Annotated in this window: 17 protein-coding genes; 2 read left to right on the plus strand and 15 right to left on the minus strand. The window is 72.9% G+C overall.

Annotation, left to right across the window (positions count from 1 at the left end; all coding sequences use genetic code 11):
* The first annotated feature begins 9 nt into the window (after window positions 1-9).
* Window positions 10-360 carry an ethanolamine utilization protein gene (locus tag BM333_RS13335; RefSeq protein ID WP_092312648.1) on the plus strand — a complete coding sequence of 117 codons (351 nt, stop codon included), beginning with the start codon at window positions 10-12 and terminating at the stop codon, window positions 358-360.
* An 11-nt stretch (window positions 361-371) separates the two neighbouring features.
* Here BM333_RS13335 and BM333_RS13340 read toward each other — a convergent pair whose 3' ends face one another.
* The 4 genes from BM333_RS13340 to BM333_RS13355 form a co-directional block, all read right to left on the minus strand.
* Window positions 372-563, minus strand: coding sequence for a complement resistance protein TraT (locus BM333_RS13340; RefSeq protein ID WP_245777276.1), 192 nt, complete (start codon window positions 561-563; stop codon window positions 372-374).
* Between the two features lie 7 nt (window positions 564-570).
* The gene (hppD, locus tag BM333_RS13345) at window positions 571-1,674 is read right to left on the minus strand and encodes a 4-hydroxyphenylpyruvate dioxygenase (protein WP_092312654.1); all 1,104 of its coding nucleotides are present in this window, start codon (window positions 1,672-1,674) and stop codon (window positions 571-573) included.
* A 278-nt stretch (window positions 1,675-1,952) separates the two neighbouring features.
* A complete protein-coding gene (locus BM333_RS13350) occupies window positions 1,953-3,896 on the minus strand; it encodes a M1 family metallopeptidase (RefSeq protein ID WP_092312657.1) in 1,944 nt (647 codons plus the stop codon).
* 89 nt (window positions 3,897-3,985) lie between these two features.
* Window positions 3,986-5,242: a multidrug effflux MFS transporter gene (locus BM333_RS13355; RefSeq protein WP_092312660.1), complete on the minus strand. Its 1,257-nt coding sequence runs from the start codon at window positions 5,240-5,242 to the stop codon at window positions 3,986-3,988.
* Window positions 5,243-5,379: 137 nt separating this feature from the next.
* On the opposite strand from BM333_RS13355, the gene arsC reads away from it, so the two are divergent.
* The gene (gene arsC, locus BM333_RS13360; RefSeq protein WP_092312663.1) at window positions 5,380-5,793 is read left to right on the plus strand and encodes an arsenate reductase (glutaredoxin); all 414 of its coding nucleotides are present in this window, start codon (window positions 5,380-5,382) and stop codon (window positions 5,791-5,793) included.
* Window positions 5,794-5,809: 16 nt separating this feature from the next.
* Here arsC and gspM read toward each other — a convergent pair whose 3' ends face one another.
* From gspM to BM333_RS13415, 11 genes are read right to left on the minus strand one after another with little or no spacing between them, the layout of a single operon-like run.
* Complete coding sequence (gene gspM, locus BM333_RS13365) at window positions 5,810-6,334, minus strand: type II secretion system protein GspM (RefSeq protein WP_092312666.1); 525 nt, start codon at window positions 6,332-6,334, stop codon at window positions 5,810-5,812.
* Entirely contained in the window at window positions 6,334-7,437 is a 1,104-nt protein-coding gene (gene gspL / locus BM333_RS13370) for a type II secretion system protein GspL (RefSeq protein WP_092312669.1), read from the minus strand. The genes gspM and gspL overlap by 1 nt, the downstream gene beginning before the upstream one ends.
* A complete protein-coding gene (gene gspK, locus BM333_RS13375; protein ID WP_092312672.1) occupies window positions 7,434-8,414 on the minus strand; it encodes a type II secretion system minor pseudopilin GspK in 981 nt (326 codons plus the stop codon). The genes gspL and gspK overlap by 4 nt, the downstream gene beginning before the upstream one ends.
* Window positions 8,414-9,004, minus strand: a complete 591-nt coding sequence (gene gspJ, locus BM333_RS13380; RefSeq protein ID WP_092312675.1) for a type II secretion system minor pseudopilin GspJ — start codon at window positions 9,002-9,004, stop codon at window positions 8,414-8,416. Before gspJ ends, gspK begins: the two co-directional genes overlap by 1 nt.
* A complete protein-coding gene (gene gspI / locus BM333_RS13385) occupies window positions 9,001-9,363 on the minus strand; it encodes a type II secretion system minor pseudopilin GspI (protein WP_092312678.1) in 363 nt (120 codons plus the stop codon). The genes gspJ and gspI overlap by 4 nt, the downstream gene beginning before the upstream one ends.
* Window positions 9,356-9,817 (minus strand): GspH/FimT family pseudopilin, encoded by a 462-nt coding sequence (locus tag BM333_RS13390; protein ID WP_092312681.1) that lies wholly within the window; start codon window positions 9,815-9,817, stop codon window positions 9,356-9,358. The genes gspI and BM333_RS13390 overlap by 8 nt, the downstream gene beginning before the upstream one ends.
* The gene (gene gspG / locus BM333_RS13395) at window positions 9,786-10,310 is read right to left on the minus strand and encodes a type II secretion system major pseudopilin GspG (RefSeq protein ID WP_092312683.1); all 525 of its coding nucleotides are present in this window, start codon (window positions 10,308-10,310) and stop codon (window positions 9,786-9,788) included. Before gspG ends, BM333_RS13390 begins: the two co-directional genes overlap by 32 nt.
* 11 nt (window positions 10,311-10,321) lie before the next feature.
* Window positions 10,322-11,542: a type II secretion system inner membrane protein GspF gene (gene gspF, locus BM333_RS13400; protein WP_092312686.1), complete on the minus strand. Its 1,221-nt coding sequence runs from the start codon at window positions 11,540-11,542 to the stop codon at window positions 10,322-10,324.
* On the minus strand, window positions 11,542-13,059 hold the full coding sequence (gene gspE / locus BM333_RS13405) for a type II secretion system ATPase GspE (protein ID WP_092312689.1): 1,518 nt from the start codon (window positions 13,057-13,059) through the stop codon (window positions 11,542-11,544). Before gspE ends, gspF begins: the two co-directional genes overlap by 1 nt.
* Window positions 13,056-15,137: a type II secretion system secretin GspD gene (gene gspD, locus BM333_RS13410; RefSeq protein ID WP_092312692.1), complete on the minus strand. Its 2,082-nt coding sequence runs from the start codon at window positions 15,135-15,137 to the stop codon at window positions 13,056-13,058. Before gspD ends, gspE begins: the two co-directional genes overlap by 4 nt.
* A complete protein-coding gene (locus tag BM333_RS13415) occupies window positions 15,134-15,964 on the minus strand; it encodes a type II secretion system protein N (RefSeq protein ID WP_245777277.1) in 831 nt (276 codons plus the stop codon). Before BM333_RS13415 ends, gspD begins: the two co-directional genes overlap by 4 nt.
* Window positions 15,965-16,046 lie beyond the last annotated feature (82 nt).

Below are 16,046 nucleotides of genomic sequence, written 5' to 3' on the forward strand. Positions count from 1 at the left end.
GAGCAGACCATGAAGGTTCGCAAATTCACCCTCGCCGACGCGGCGATGGAGCGATCGCCGGGTCAGGACGGAGAGGTGTTCGCCGGCAACCTCGTCGACGAGCGCGACGGGGCGCCGATCACCATCGGCTACGGCCGCTACGGACCCCGGCAGAGCCTCACAGAGACGATGGCCGTCGATGACGTGATGATCGTTCTTGAGGGCCGACTTTCGGTGACCAGCGATGACGGGGAGCTGACTGCAGGACCCGGCGAGATCGTCCATATGCCCAAGGGACAGACGGTGACGATCCGGTCCTGCGAAGACGGAGCGGTGACCGCCTACGTCACACACCCCCACTGGCGAACCGCCCGGGTCTGAGCTGCCTCATCTCAACGGTGGTGCCGCCACTTCCACAGGGCGTTGCCGAGGATGGGCAGGAAGCCGCCGACGAGGGCCGCGATCAACACCGTCCAGAAGCCGCCGCCGAGGCCATATTCCCCGACCGCCGCCCCGATCCCGGCCGCCAGCAGCGGCCCGAGCCAGGGCAGCCAGCCGGGCGGCCCGAAGCGAAACCGCCTCACCGGGGAATCAGGCATCCACCTTGATGACGCCGCGCCGGATCTGGTCCAGCTCGATGGAGTCGAACAGGGCCTGGAAATTGCCCTCGCCGAAGGCCTGGTTGCCCTTGCGCTGGATGATCTCGAAGAAGATCGGCCCGAAGGTGTCCTGGGTGAAGATCTGCAGCAGCAGGCCTTCCTCCTTCGACCCGTCGATCAGGATGCGGTTCTTGCGCATCCGCTCCACGTCCTCGCCGTGGCCCGGCAGGCGCTTGTCGATCAGCTCGAAGTAGGTCTCGATGGTGTCCTGGAAGGGGATGCCGCGGCGCTTCATCTCCTCGACGGTCTCGAAGATGTTGTCCGTCGCCAGCGCGATGTGCTGGATGCCCTCGCCGTTGTAGCGGCGCAGGAACTCCTCGATCTGGGAGTTCTCGTCCTGGCTCTCGTTCAGCGGGATGCGGATGGCCCGGTCGGGCGCGATCATCGCCTGCGAGAACAGGCCGGTCGCCTTGCCCTTGATGTCGAAGTACTTCTGTTCCTCGAAGTTGAAGACGTTGCCGTAGAAGCCCGACCAGTTGCGCATCTGGCCGCGGCGCACGTTGTGGGTCAGGTGGTCGAGGCAATAGAGGCCGACCGAGTTCTTCTTCTCGGCGTCCTGCCAGCCCTCGATCTCGGTCCAGCCCTCGTAGAGCGAACCTTTGTCGCCGTACCTGTCGACGAGGTAGAGCAACGAGCCGCCGATGCCCTGCAGGATCCAGGGATAGCCGTTTCCGAGCGCCCCGCCGTCGTGCCCTTCGGCCGGCCGCGCGCCGCGCTCGACGGCGCCTTCGTAGGCCGCCTTCGCATCGGCGACGCGGAAGGCCATCCCGTTGGCCGACGGCCCGTGCTCGCGGGCGAACTCCTCAGACTGGCCGCGCGGCTTCAGGTCGACCAGCAGGGTGATGTCGCCCTGCTTCAGGCGCACCGCGCCGGTGGCCGGGTTCACATGGGTGCGGGTGAAGCCCATCAGCTCCAGACGGGCCGCCATGGCCTCGGGCTCGGGGCCGGTGAACTCGACGAACTCGAAGCCGTCCACGCCGAGCGGGTTTTCCTTGTCGAGCCGGGCGGCGGCTTCCGATTGAGGGGCGTCGTGCATGGGGGCTCTCCTGAAAGCGGGGGCGGCCGGGGCCGCTCTTGTGCGCGGAACCTAGTGGCCCGGGACGGCCAAGCCAACCCGGGCCGCGTGCACAGGTTCGGGAGGCGGGCGGCGTCTCCTTCTCCCCCGGGGAGAAGGTGTCAGGCGGAGCCTGACGGATGAGGGGGGCTGGCAGGCGCATTCCGTCTGCCGACCAGCATGGGGCCGACCTCCCCCCTCAACCGACGCGCTTGGGCGCCACCTTCTCCCCCGGAGGGGAGAAGGCGCTGCGCCGGCCCCTACGGCCGTCCCACCACGGCGTCGACCGAGCCGGTGGTGACCGGGTGATAGCCCGGCCGCGCCTCGGCGTAGATGCGGCGGGCGATCGGGCGGCCCCAGTCGCCCTCGGCCCACAGGCTCTGGAACAGCGGCAGCACGAACTTGCGTCGGCCCATGGTGGTGAGGAACTTCTCCAGCGTCGGCACGGCGGGCTGATAGCGGTGCTGCACGGCGATCTGCAGCCAGCCGAACACCACCTCGGCGTTGCCCTCATCGCGCAGCTTCAGGGTGGACTCGAGGTCGGCCAACTGGGCCGGCGTCAGCCAGTCGGCGCCCTCGGCGCCGTCGGTCGGACGCCAGGCGAGGAAGCGCTGGCGCTCCTGGGTGGACCAGCCGCTCCACGGGATGGCGGAGGCCGGGCCGCCGGCCACGAAGGCCGCCGCCGCCGCGTCGACCGGCACGAAGGCGTCGGACACCGGCGGGACCCAGTTCGACGGCATGCCCGGCTGGTAGATCCAGGCGTCCATCATCAGCTGCCGCTCCAGCGCCGCGTCGCCGCGGACGAGATGCTCGCGGATGTCCTCGAGGAACAGTTCGGTGGTCATCGGGCGGAAGGCGTTGCGCTCGAAATAGCCGGTCAGCCAGGCGTCGAAACGCTCGCGGCCGACGATGCGCTCGATGGTGCGCAGGAAGGACGCGCCCTTCTCATAGGCGACGTCGCTCATGCCCTCGTCCGGATCGCGGCCGGCCAAGTCGAGCTTCAGCCGGGTGTCTGCCGGCGGGGTCGAGGCGAGGGTGTCCTGCAGGTCACCCCAGCCGAGCGACTGGAGCATCAGGGCGCGCTCGGGACCCTCCAGCGCCTCCATGATCCGGTTCTCGAAATAGGTGGTGAAGCCCTCGTTGAGCCAGAAGTCGTCCCAGGTGGCGTTGGTCACCAGGTTGCCCGACCACGAGTGGGCCAGTTCGTGCGCAACCAGCGAGACCAGCGAGCGGTCGCCGGCGATGATGGTCGGGGTGGCGAAGGTCAGGCGCGGGTTCTCCATGCCGCCGAATGGGAAGCTGGGCGGCAGCACCAGCAGATCGTAGCGGCCCCAGCGGTAGGGGCCGTAGAGGCGTTCGGCCAGATCGACCATCTCGGCGGTCGGGACCAGCTCATGGTGCGCGGCCTGCAGCTCCGACGGCTCGGTCCACACCCCCGTGCGCTCGTCAATGGCCGCGAAGTCGACGTCGCCGACGCCGATGGCGATCAGATAGGGCGGCACCGGATTGGTCATGCGAAAGCGCCAGGCGGTCAGGCCCTCGCCGGCCGGCTCGCCCTCGGGCGTCAGCATCTCGGCGCTCATCACCGCCTTGACCTCCGAGGGGGCGACGATGCGGGCGTCCCAGGTCTGGCGGACGCCCGGGCTGTCCTGGGTCGGCACCCAGGTGCGGGTCAGGATCGCCTGGCCCTGGCTGAACAGGTAGGGCAGCCGGCCGCCGGCGGTCTGCTGCGGGGTCAGCCATTGCAGGGCCGCGGCGTCGGGACGGGTGGCGTAGTCGATGACGATGCGCTGCGTCGCGCCGGGGGCGAGGGCCGGGAAGCGGATGGTCAGCGGCTGGCCGAGGAACTCGGCGGGAGCGCCGGTCTCGTACTGCAGCGGGGCGCCCGAGGCGTCGCGCACGTTGCGGATGTCGAGGTCGCGCACGTCCAGCACCACCTCGTTGGCGCCCGGGACGCCCTGCACGTCCAGCGTCGCCGTGCCGGACAACACCCTGGCCTCGAAGTCGGCGGTCAGGTCCAGCGAGACGTGGCGCACGCGGGCGATCTCGGGCCGGGCGTAGCTGTGCACATCGCGGACGTAGTCCACCGTCGACGCGGCCGAGGCGGGAACCGGGGGCATGTCCGACGCCCCGCCCATGGCCGCGCATCCCGAAAGCGCGGTCGCCAGCGCGAGCGCGGAGACCAGTCCAAGCGTGCGGATCATCGGCGTTTCCTCTTCCCTTGTCGGCCGGAGCCGTTTCTTGCGCGCCGGACAACGCCCCGCCCGGCGGAAAAGATCAAGGGGCGAGGCGGTCAGCCGCCGGGCGCGCCGACGGGCTGGTGATGCGCGCGGAACAGCCGGCCCCGCTCGGCGATCAGCACGAAGACCACCGCCGTGGCCCCGCAGGCGGCGATGCCGGCGGCCATCGGCGTGGCGCTGCCGGCGAACTGCTGGCCGATCAGGAAGCCGATCAGCGAGCCGGCGGTGGTCGAGATGAAGCCCTGGGCTGAGGAGGCCGTGCCCGCGATATGGCCCATCGGCTCCATGGCCATGGAGCCGAAATTGCCGGCCACGAAGCCGAAGCAGAACATGGTCAGGCCCTGCAGGATGGCGAAGGTCCAGATCGTCTCGAAACCGAGGGCGGAAACGAGGGCGTGCGTCGCCGCGACGGCGGTGAAGGCCAGCAGGGCCGAGTGCGACAGCAAACGGCTGCCCAGCCGCACGACCAGTGTGGCGTTCAGCAGGCTGGCCGCAGCGATGCCGCTGGCGATGCCGGCGAAGACCAGCGGGAAGGCGGCCTCGGCGTCGAAGACGTCGGCGAAGATCTGCTGCGACGAGTTGATGAAGCCGAACAGGGCCCCGGTGATCGCCGTCATGGCCAGGGTGTAGCCGATGGACTGGCGGTTGGTCACAGCCTCGCGGAAGGCGCCGCCGATGCGCCGGGCGTCGATCGGCAGCCGGTCCTCGGGATGCAGGGTCTCGGGCAGGCGGATGGCGGCCCACAGCATCACCGCCGCCCCCGCCGCGGCCAGCAGGCCGAAGATCCAAGGCCATGGCCCCACGGCCAGGATGGCCGCCCCGACGCTGGGCGCGAGGATGGGCACGCCGAGGAAGACGAGGAAGCTGAGCGACATCACCCGCGCCATGGTCCGGCCGCTGTAGCGGTCGCGCACAATCGACACCGCCAGCACCCGCAGCGAGGCGGCCCCCAGACCGGTGCCGACCCGCGCCAGCACCAGGAGCTCGAAGGTCGGGGCGAAGGCGGCCAGGGCGCTGAACAGCACATAGAGGCCGATGCCGACCATCAGAACGGGCTTTCGGCCGTAGCGGTCGGCGAGGGGGCCGTAGATGATCTGGGCCCCGCCGAAGCCGAGCAGATAGGCGGTGACGATCCACTGCCGATCGTTCTCGCGGACTACGCCCAGCGCCTCGCCGATCATCGGCAGGGCGGGCAGCATGGAGTCGATGGCCAGGGCGTTGAGCGCCATCATCATGGCGATCAGGCAGACGAACTCGGGAAAGCCGGGGCCGCGCGGGGCGGCCGGCGCGTCAGGCGCGGCGGAGGTCATCGGGGCCAGATGCGGACGGAATGTCGCAGGCGCAACCGCCACGCCGCGGAATTCGGCTTCTGAAACCCTACGTGACGGCGTGGTCGCGACGGCTCGCCCGGAATGCTAGGAGGCCGCTTCCCGCCGAGGAGATCCCGATGTCCGACTTCCCCGTCACCGTCTTTCACAACCCCGCCTGCGGCACCTCGCGCAACGTGCTGGAGATGGTCCGCGCCGCCGGCCACGAGCCGGAGGTGATCGAGTACCTGAAGGCCGGCTGGACCGCGGACCAGTTGCGCGCCCTGTTCGCCGAGGCCGGTCTGACGCCGCGCGAAGCGATGCGGGAGAAGGGCTCGCCGGCCGCCGAACTGGGGCTGCTGGACGCCGGCGTCAGCGACGAGGCCATCCTGGGCGCCATGGCCGAGCACCCCATCCTGGTCAACCGGCCGATCGTGAAGACGCCCAGGGGCGCGGCCCTGTGCCGGCCGTCGGAGAAGGTGTTCGACCTGCTGGATGCGGCGCCGGCGTCCTTCACCAAGGAAGACGGCGAGGTGGTTCGTCCGAAGGACTGATCGGGCGTGGCGCCGATCAGGAGTCGCCGCTTCCGCCTTCGCCCGGGCCCGGGCTGCAGGCTCCGGACGCCAGGCGCCCCTCCACGTTCACCGTGGCGTCGGCGTTCTCCACCACGCTGAGCTGACAGATGCGCAAGCCCCGGTCGGCCTCCAGGGCGGCGAGCCAGGCCAGGGCGGCGCCGCTGTGCGCCGAGGCGAGCTGGAAGCCGAGGCCGCCGTCCCGGTGCATGGCCAGCAGGGGGGCGAGACCCGCCGCCTCGGCGGTCCGCCGCACCAACGGCTCGATTCCCTCGGCTGGGGGCGCGCTCGCCGGCCGGGGCTGCGAGGCGAGCCGGGCGAGGTCGCGTCGGACCGCGGTCGCAGTCGACCCGGCCGCATGACGCCGGTCCGCGGCCGCCTCGCGCCAGTCGAGGGCGGGTCGCACCACCGCCAGCCACAGGGCGGCGAGGGCGAGAAGGACGAACATGGCGAGCAGCAGGCGCCGCTCCCGCGCGGTGCGGCCTTCCCACCACTGGAGCACAGGTCCGGCCAAGCCCTGCATCACAGTCCTCCGATGGTGATGTCGCTGACCACCCGGCCGGCGTCGTCGAGGGTGCCGGTGACGGTCACCGCCATGCCGGCGCGGGTCATGTCGGCGCGGATCGCCTCCATGTCGGCATAGGCCGGGTGGTTGATCGTCGCCTTCACCCCTTCGCCCGGCTCGGCGACGAGGATGTCGAGCTCGGCGCCCTCGACCCGTTCGACGGCCCCGTACAGGGCGGCGGCGGCGGCGCTGACGCCGCCGGGCGGCGGCGCGGTGCGCACCTTCTCGCGCAGGGCGGCGACCGGATCGGCGGCGCCGGCCAGCTCCGGGGCGCGCTGCACCACCTGCGCCCGCGCCTCCGCAGCGATCCGCCGGGCGGCGAGGTCGTCCCTGAGGGCGGCCGCCACAACGAGGATCAGGGGCGAGGCGGCCGCGACCGCGGCGAGGGCCGCGGTCCGTCGCCAGCCGCCTTTCGCCCGCCGCTCGGGTTGAACGGCGTCGAGCAGGTTGAGCGGGGGATTTCGCGCGGCGGCCGCCAGGGCCCGTTCCACCGCGGCCGGATCCTCGAGCGGGACCACGGTCCGGCCGGCCGCGACCAGGTCGGCGAGGTCCGGCTGGACGGCGGCGGCGAAGCGGCGGCCGCGCAGGGCGAGGCTGTCGCCGAAGGCCACGGCGTTCAGCGTCTGCCCGTCCTCAGGCTCGGGCACGGTCACCACGTCGGGGAGAATCACGTCGGCCCGCACGCCGAGCGCCTCAAGGTGGTCGATCCAGGCCTGCAGCAGGGCGCGGCTGACCACGGCCGCCAGACGCGGCTCGCCCGCCGGAGCGGCGGGGCCGACGGCGACCGCCAGCCGGTCGAGCGGCGCGGCGACCGTCTCGCGCAGCGCCCAGGCGGCCGCGGCGCGCAGCTGGGCGGCGCTGCCCGCCGGCAGATCCAGCCAGCGCAGCGTGGTCTCCGCGCCCGGACAGATGGCGACGGTGCGCAACGATCCTGTCCCGGCGCCAGCGCCGTCCGGCGTCAGCACGCCGCGCTCGCGCACATGGCCGTCGTCGCCGACGATCAACCAGGGGGCGGGATCGTCCACCGACGGGGGGATCAGGATCAGGCGGATGGGCTTCATTCGTCAGGCGTCCAGCGCTGGATGACCGTTCGCACCGGGCCGTCGGCCGGGGCGTGCAGGAGGGCGGTGCGCACCGCGTGCAGGCCGCCGTGGTCGACGTCGATCCGGAGGTCGAAGAAGCGGGTGACGACGGTGAGCTGCTCGTCCGCGGCGGCCGGGAGCGCCGCGGCGACAGGGTCGGCCCGGAAGGCGGCGGCGTCGCGCCAGCCGCCGGCGGGACGCCGCTCGATCAGGCGCCGCGCCTCGTCCGCGCCGAGCGCGCCGTCGGCCAGCATGACCAGCAGCGGCGCCTGTTCCGGGGCCAGGGTGTTGATGTTGAGGAGCGCGGGGCGGGTGGTCGGCAGGGCGCAGACCCACGGTCGCAGCCGCTGGTAAAGGTCGGCGTCGACGCCCTTGATCGCGCGCAGTTCGCTGACCTCGACCAGCATCATGCCGGCGGTGCGATAGGGATCGGCGAGACCGGCGTAGGCCCCGTCCTCGGCCCCGAGTGGACGGGTCTCGCCGTCGGCGTCGAGCCAGTCGACGAGAGCGTCCGCCGCCGCCCGCATCCGGCTCTCCGGGGCGCCGACGGCGCGGCCGAGGGCGAGGAACTGCGCCACGCCCTCCGGCCGGATCGTGAGGTCCTCTCCCACGCCCTGGACGACGCTGTTGAGGTTGAAGCAGGCCTGGCCGTCGCGGAGCGTCGCGCCGATCACGCCGCCCTCCACCGGGAACTCGAAGCGGCGGCCGTTCCAGGCCGGCTGGAGCGGCGTGCGCGACGGATCGCGCGCGGCCAGGCGGGCGATCTGCCGGCGGGCCAGTCTTTCGGCGCCGTCCGCATACCACTGCGCCTGCGCCTGCCGCTCGGCGTTGGTCGTCCGTCGCACCGAGAAGCGCACGTCGTCGAGCACGGCGGCCGCGACCGCCGCCATCACCGCCACCAGCAGCAGGACGGTCAGCAGGGCCATGCCCTCGCGGTTCTTCGGGCGCGGCGGCATCAGGCCCCGCCCACCAGGAACAGCTGGTCCACGACGCCGTAGCCGTCCAGCGTCGCCCGCACCCGCACGGCGTCCGGCAGGGGCCGGTCGGGCGTCGGCAGCCAGGCCGGCCCCTCCGAGCCGTCGCGCAGGAAGCTCACCGTCAGGTCGCGCACGCCGCGATACAGCACCTGCGGCGGACCCGGCCGCGCTCCGTCGGGATGGGTCGCCACGCGCCGCTCCAGACGCCCCTCGACCAGGCGGTACTCGACCCGCTGCAGCGACGAACGGCGCCGTTCGCCGGGATTGGTCCAGCCCGTCCGCGTCAGCGTCAGGACGGGCTCGCCCGGCGCCCCGGCGGCGACCATGGCGCGGGGCAGGGGGCGGCCGGTGGAGCCGCGCGCGCGGCGCGGCGCGGCCTGGCCGATGTCGGCGCGCAGCAGGCTGCGCATCCTCTGCAGGTCGGCGGTGCGGTCGGCGGCCGCCTTGACCGCGAAACGGTTGTCGATCGCCTGGCTGAGCACCGCGCTCCCGGCGGTCGCCAGCAGGGCGAAGATCGCCAGCGACACCAGCGCCTCGACGAGGGTGAAACCGGCACGGGGCGGGGTCACGAGGCCCGCTCCACGAACAGGGTGCGATCCGCCGCCAGGCCCTCGTCGGTGGAGACGCGAATGTCGACCCGCAGCAGGTCGGGATCGTCGGTCGCCACAACCGTGCGCGTCCACGCCCAGCGACGGTCGGCGAGGGTGGTGGCGCCCGCGCTCTCGCCCTCGGACAGGGCCGGCGTCACCGCCGCCTCGACCGCCAGGTTCTCAGCCACCACCCCGCCCAGCGTCCGGTCCTCGACCCGTGCGGCCGAGCGGGTGTTCTCGCCCGAGAGGTTGAGCAGGGCCATGGCCGCGAGGCTGAACACCGCCAGCGCCACCAGCAGTTCGACCAGGCTGAAGCCCTGTCGCGCAGGATCAGTCATCGATCGACACCTCGCCGGCGCCGTCGACCGCGACCGCGATGGAGCGGCTGTCGCGGGACAGCACGAGCCGAGCCGGTTCGGCTGCGCCGGTCGGATCGAAGGTCACGCGCAGCGGCGGCTCGACGGGGGACGCCACGACGCCGCCCGACCAGGGCTCGCGCCTGAACGGGCCCTCCTGCAGGGGCGACCACCGCTCGCCGTCGAAGGCGGCGAAGGCGTAGCCGCCGGCCGAGGCCTCGACCGCCACCGCCCGGTTCGACAGGATGGCCTCCTCCCGCGCCCGCTGCAGGCGGGCGGCGAAGCGCTCGACGTCCTCGCCCACCGACGGCCTCGGGTCGGGCATCGACAGCACCACGGCGCCCGCCGCCACGCCCATGATCGCCACCGTCATGAGCAGTTCGACGAGGGTGAAGCCGGCGCGCCTAGACCTGCCAGTTGCCGAGGTCGGCGTCATCGCCTTCGCCTCCCTCGCGGCCGTCGGCGCCCATCGACCAAACGTCGAACTGGCCGCCATGGGCGCTGTTGCGCCGGTACTGGTAGGGGTTGCCCCACGGATCCTCGGGCAGCCGCCGGACGTAGCCGCCCTGCCGGTAGCGCTCGGGCCGGGCCAGGCCCGCCGGCGGGCTGACGAGGGCCTGAAGCCCCTGCGCATCGTCGGGGAAGGTCAGGTTGTCGAGGCGGTAGGTCTCGATCGCCTGCTCCAGCACGGCGATGTCGGCCCGGGCCTTGCCGACCATGGCCTTGTCCTGGCTGGGCAGGACGTTGATCGCCACCACCGTGGCCAGCAGGCCGATGATGACGATGACCACCATCAGTTCGACCAGGGTGAAGCCGGCGCGTCCCGCGGCGCTATCGCGGCGCGCGCGGCGCACCGCTGCCCGGGCGCGACGGCGCAGCTCCCTGAAGCAGTGAGCCGCCGTGCGGCGAACGGTGGGGAAACGCTTCATGCTGTGCTCCGTCAGCTGAGGGCGAGGGTGTTGATCTGCAGGATGGGCAGCAGGATCGAGAGCACGATCACCGCCACCACGCCGCCCATGACGACGATGATCGCCGGCTCCAGCAGGCTCAGCATCACCGCGGTGAAGGTGGAGAACTCCCGCTCCAGGTAGTCGGCGGCGCGCTCCAGCATGGGCTCCAGCCGGCCGCTGCTCTCGCCCGAGGCGGTCATGTGCACGAGGATCGGGGGGAAGACCCCGGCGACCCGCATGGCGGCCGAGAGGCCGCCGCCTTCGCGGACCGCCTCGACCATCCGCTCCGTGGCCGCCCGCAGCGCGCGGTTGGGCACGGTCCGGGCCGTGATGGCCAGCCCTTCCAGCACCGGCAGGCCGGCCGCCAGCATGGTGGAGAGGGTGCGCGCCATCTTCGCCCCGTGCAGGTCGCGGGTGAGGCGGCCGACCACCGGCAGGCGAAGGATCGCGGCGTCGACCTGCAGCCTGATCCCGGGGTTGCGGAGCGCCAGCCCGCCCACGGCCCCGGCGAGGCCGAGCAGCACCGCGCCGAGCCAGCCCCAGTCCCGCATCAGGTCGGAGACGCCGATCACCACCCGCGTCAACAGGGGCAGGGTCTGGTTCATGCTGTCGAACTGGTCGACCACCTTGGGCACCACGAAGGTCATCAGGGCGGCGATGACGCCCAGGGCGACGATGGCCAGCACGGCCGGATAGACCAGCGCCGTGATGACCTTGCCGCGCACCTGCTGGTCGCGCTCCAGTCCGTCGGCGAGGCGCTCGAGGATCGGACCGAGGGCGCCGGAGGCCTCGCCCGCGGCGACCATGGCGCGGTAGAGCGGCGGGAAGGCCCGGCCCTGCAGCCCCATGGCGTCCGACAGGGGACGGCCCTCCAGGACGCCGCCGTGCACCCCCTCCAGCACGCGCCGGACTGCGGGCCGTTCGGCCTGCAGGGCGATGGAGCGCAGCGCCTCCTCGACGGGCGCCACCGACACCAGGGTCGCCAGCTGGCGGGTCGTCAGGGCGAGGGTGCGGGCGTCCAGCCGCGCGCCGCGTGCAACCGCCGGGCGCGCCGACGTCGTCGTGGTCGTCGCTCCGCCAACGGATACCTCCAGCGGCAACAGCCGACGCCGGCCCAGCAGGGCGCGGGCGGCGGCCTCGTCGGGGGCGGTCAGCGATCCCGCCACCGTCCGGCCGCCGGCGTCGGCCGCCACATAGTCGAACACCGCCATCAGGCCGCCGCTCCGGCGTCGGCGTGCAGCTCGCCGCGATCCTCGCCGACGTCGTGCCGCGTCACCCGCACCGCCTCCTCGACCGAGGTGACGCCGGCCAGCACCAGGGCGCGGGCGCGGTCCCCGAGGGTCCCGCCGCGGGCGAAGGCGGCGGCGGCGATCTCGTCCTCGCTCGCCTCTGCCGCGATCAGCCGGCGGATGCGGTCGTCGATCCGGATCGTCTCGTACAGGCCGGCGCGACCGACGTAGCCGGTCTGGTTGCAGTGGGCGCAGCCGTGCGGTCGCCACACCGTCTGACCCACCTGCAGCCCGGCCAGCCGCGCCGTGGCGGGGTCGGCCGCTTCCGGACGGCGGCACCCGGCGCACAGGCGCCGCACCAGCCGCTGCGCCACGACCAGCCGCAGGGTCGAGGCGAGCAGGAAGGGCTCCACGCCCATGTCGCGCAACCGGGTCACGGCGCCGACGGCGTCGTTGGTGTGCACCGTCGACAGAACCAGGTGGCCGGTCAGGGAGGCCTGGACGGCGATCGCCGCCGTCTCCACGTCGCGGATCTCCCCGACCATGACCACGTCCGGGTCCTGACGCAGGATGGCGCGCAGTCCGGCCGCGAAGGTCATGCCGACCCTGGCGTTCACCTGGGTCTGGCCGACCCCGTCGATGGCGTACTCGACGGGATCCTCGACCGTCAGGATGTTGCGCGTCGCATCGTTGAGCAGCGCCAGGCCCGCGTAGAGCGAGGTGGTCTTGCCCGATCCCGTCGGGCCGGTGACGAGGATGATCCCGTTCGGTTCGCGCAGGGCGGACTGGAACGCCTCCAGAGCGTCGGGGGCCATGCCCAGCTGGTCAAGCCGCAGGTCGGCCTGGTCCTTGTCGAGGATGCGCAGCACGACGCGCTCGCCGCCGCGCGAGGGCAGGGTGGAGACGCGCACGTCCAGCGACTTTCCGCCCAGCGTCAGCGGGATGCGCCCGTCCTGCGGCAACCGGCGCTCGGCGATATCGAGCCGGGCCATGACCTTGATCCGGGAGACCAGCAGGGGCGCGATGCGGGGATTGAGCGCGTGCGCCTCGCGGAGCACGCCGTCGACGCGCATCCGCACGGTCAGCGCGCTCTCGAACGGCTCGAGGTGGATGTCGGACGCGCCGATCCGCACCGCCTCGGCGATGACGCCGTTGATGAGGCGGACCACCGGCGCGTCGTCGGCGCTGTCGAGGAGATCCTCGGCCGCCGGCATGGCGTCGATCAGGCTGTCGAGGCCGGACGGCATGTCGAGACCGTCGTCGGCCGCGGCGCCGACGCTGTCGTCGGCGTAGGCCCGCGACAGCTCACGGTCGAAGGCGGCCTGCGGCAGAGGCTCCACCCGGAGGGGACGGCCCAGCGCCCGCCGCGCCTCGACCAGCGCCAGCGGGTCGGCGCCGGCGCGCAACCCCACCACGGCCACTTCGCCGGCGTCCAGCAGGACGACGCCGTGGCGCTTGGCGAAGCCGTAGGGGAGGGTCGGATTGACGACGGTGATCATCGGGCGCTCGCCCCCTCAGCCGGCGGCAGCGGCGAGATGACGATGTCGCCCGGGGCGGCGGCCGGGGCCGGGGCCGCCGGCGGCTGGGCGCGCATGTACTCGCGCAGCATCTCGTCGAGGCCCGGCTCGCGGTCGGGGGCGTTGTTCAGCTGCTGCCGGCGCATGTAGCCCCAGCGGTCGGCGCTCAGTTGCTGCGCGTCGGCCGGGCTGCGGATGATGGTCGGGCGGATGAAGACCATCAGGTTGGTGCGGCCCCGCTGCCGGCTGGTCGACCGGAACAGCGCCCCCAGCCCCGGGATGTCGCCCAGCCCCGGCACCTTGTCGATCGCCAGCCGGTCGTTCTGGTCCAGCAGGCCGCCGGCCACGGCGATGTCACCGTCGTCGACCACCAGCGTCGTTTCGAGCTCGCGCTTGTTCAGCACCAGGTCGGTGGCCGCGTCGGTCAGCACCCCGTTGATGCTCGACACCTCCTGCCGCAGGAACAGGGTGATCGAACCGCCGGCGTTGATCTGCGGCCGCACCACCAGCTTCACGCCGATGTCCTGCCGCTGGGTGGTGCGGAACGGGTTGGAGTTGCCGTCGAGCAGGGTCTCGCCCGTCGTGATCGGCACCTCCTGTCCGACGAGGATGGTCGCCTCCTCGTTGTCCAGCGTCATCAGCGACGGCGTCTGCAGCAGGTTGGAGCCGTCGTCGGTCTTGGCCGCGTTGATGATGAAGCCGAACAGGCCGTCGCCGATCCGGCCGCCGCCGCCGCCGATGAAGCCGTTGGCGCCGAGCAGGCTGTTCAGCGCGAGGTTCTGCAGCTGCTCGCGCAGGGGATCGTCCTCGTCCAGCTGGCTGGCACCGACGCCGCCGGCGATGGGCAGCAGCGGCGCGGCGCGGTCGGAGTAGTTGGTCAGCCCGACCGGGTTGCCGTCCTCGCCGGCCAGCAGCCACTGCACGCCGAGCTCGCGCACGGCGTTGTCGGACAGCTCGACCACGATGGCCTCGATCAGCACCTGCTGGCGGCGCTGGTCCAGCTGCCGGATGACCTCGGCCAGCATCCGCTGGGTGTCGCCCGAAGCCGAGATGACCAGGGCGTTGGCCCCGGGGAAGCGGGCGATGGTGGCGCGCTGGCCGGGCAGCGGTGCGGCCGGCGCAGAGACGGCCGGAACGAGGGCCGGCGCCTCGGCTTCGCCGCCGTCGGCGGCCGGGCTGGCGTTGGCGCTCGCCGCGGTCGGCTGCTGGCCGACGATCTGCTGCAGCACCGGCAGCAGCTGCTCGGCGTTGGCGTGTTCGAGGAACACCACCTTCACGTCGTCGGCGGACTCGGCGCGGCGGTCGAGGTCCTCGATCAGCGGCCGCACCCGCGCGACGGCGGCCGGGTCGCCGCGCAGCACCACCGAGTTGGAGCTCTCGACCGGCGTCACCGAGACCATCCCCTGGCCCGGCTGCCCGCCCGGCGGGGCCAGCACGGCCTGCATCACGGCCGCGATCTCGCGCGCCGAGGAGTTCTCCAGCGTCACCACCTCGAAGCTGGCCCGGTCGACGTCGATGCGGCCGATCAGGGCCCGGATGCGGGACAGGTTGTCGGCGAAGTCGGCCACAACCACGCTGTTGGCGCCCGGATTGGCCAGCACCTGCCCCTGGGCGCCGACCAGCGGCCGGATGGTCTCGGCCGCCGAGGCGGCGTCGATGTAGCGGAGCTGGAAGACCTCGGTGGCGAAGCGCTCGGCGCCGACCGTGGCCGGGCCCTGCGCCGCCGTCGCCGCCGGGCTGATCCGGTAGGCGCCGGACGAGGTCGGCGTCACCACCAGGCCGTTGGCGCGCAGGGTCGAGAGGAAGACCTCGAACAGTTCGCTGCGGCTCAGCGGCCGCTCGCTGGTCACCGTCACCGTGCCCGTCACGGCCGGATCGACGATGAACGTCCGGCCGGTCGAGCGCGCCACGTCCTGGATGAAGGCGCGGATGTCCGCGCCCTGCACGTTCAGGGTCTGGCCGCCCTCCTGCGCCAGCGCGGGGACCGCCGCCAGCGGCCCCTGCAGGGCGAGAAGCAGCGCCAGCGCGCCGCCGGCGAGAGTGCGGTTCGATCGCTTCAACGCTGTGCCCCGAGGGTGAGAGTTTGCTCCCGGCCGTCGCGCTCGATGCGAAGCTCGACGGAGGACTGGCCGGAAAGGCGGTCGCGCAGACCGGCGATGCGGGCGGGATTGTCCAGCCGCTGGCCGTCGACGGCGACCACCACGTCGCCGGTGCGGAGGCCGGCCCCGGCGAGCGCGCCGTCGGCCGGTCCGGTGAGGGTGAACCCGTCCACCCGCAGGCCCTTCATGCGCGGACGAAGGCCGGCCGCGGCGGCCAGGGCCGGCGCATCGGGGGCGGGGGCGGGGGCCGGCTGCGGCGTCACCGTCTGCGGGGTTGCGGGGGGAGGCGGCGGCGCGGCGGCGCCGACCGGCACGTCGCTGAAGACCAGCCGCGTGACGGAGCCGCCGCGGGCCAGCACCACGTGGTCGGCGGCCACCGACTGAAGCACGAGGCCGGTGTCCACCGTCTCGCCCACCGCCACCGAGACCTGGCGGCCGTCGGCGAGGCCGATGATCGCCGAACCGCCGCCGGCGCCGTCGCTGCGGACGCCGTACAGCCGCATCTGGCCGCCTTCCGCCGCGGTGGCTTCGGCGAGGCTGCCCTGTGCGCCGGTCCTGAAGAAGGCGTCGAAACGCTGGAACACGGAATAGTCGACATCGCCGGACGTCGCGGGCGCGGGGTCGGCCGGCGGCGGCGGAGCGGGCTCGACGAACAGCCAGACAAGACGCCCCGCCTGAACCGCGAGCACCAGCGCCAGAACCACCTCGGCCCCGAAACGCAGCCGGTCCGGTCGGGCGCTGAGGCCCTCCCGAAAGTCGCTGCTCCAGTTTCGAATCGCGCCGATCACGTGGGCCGCCCCGTGGGCCCCGACGGCCCGGTCCGGGTTCTAGAACGATCGTCCGTGTGCGGGCTTCACGGCCGCATGACGC

This window comes from Brevundimonas viscosa (genome assembly GCF_900116065.1).
Taxonomy (GTDB): Bacteria; Pseudomonadota; Alphaproteobacteria; order Caulobacterales; family Caulobacteraceae; genus Brevundimonas; species Brevundimonas viscosa.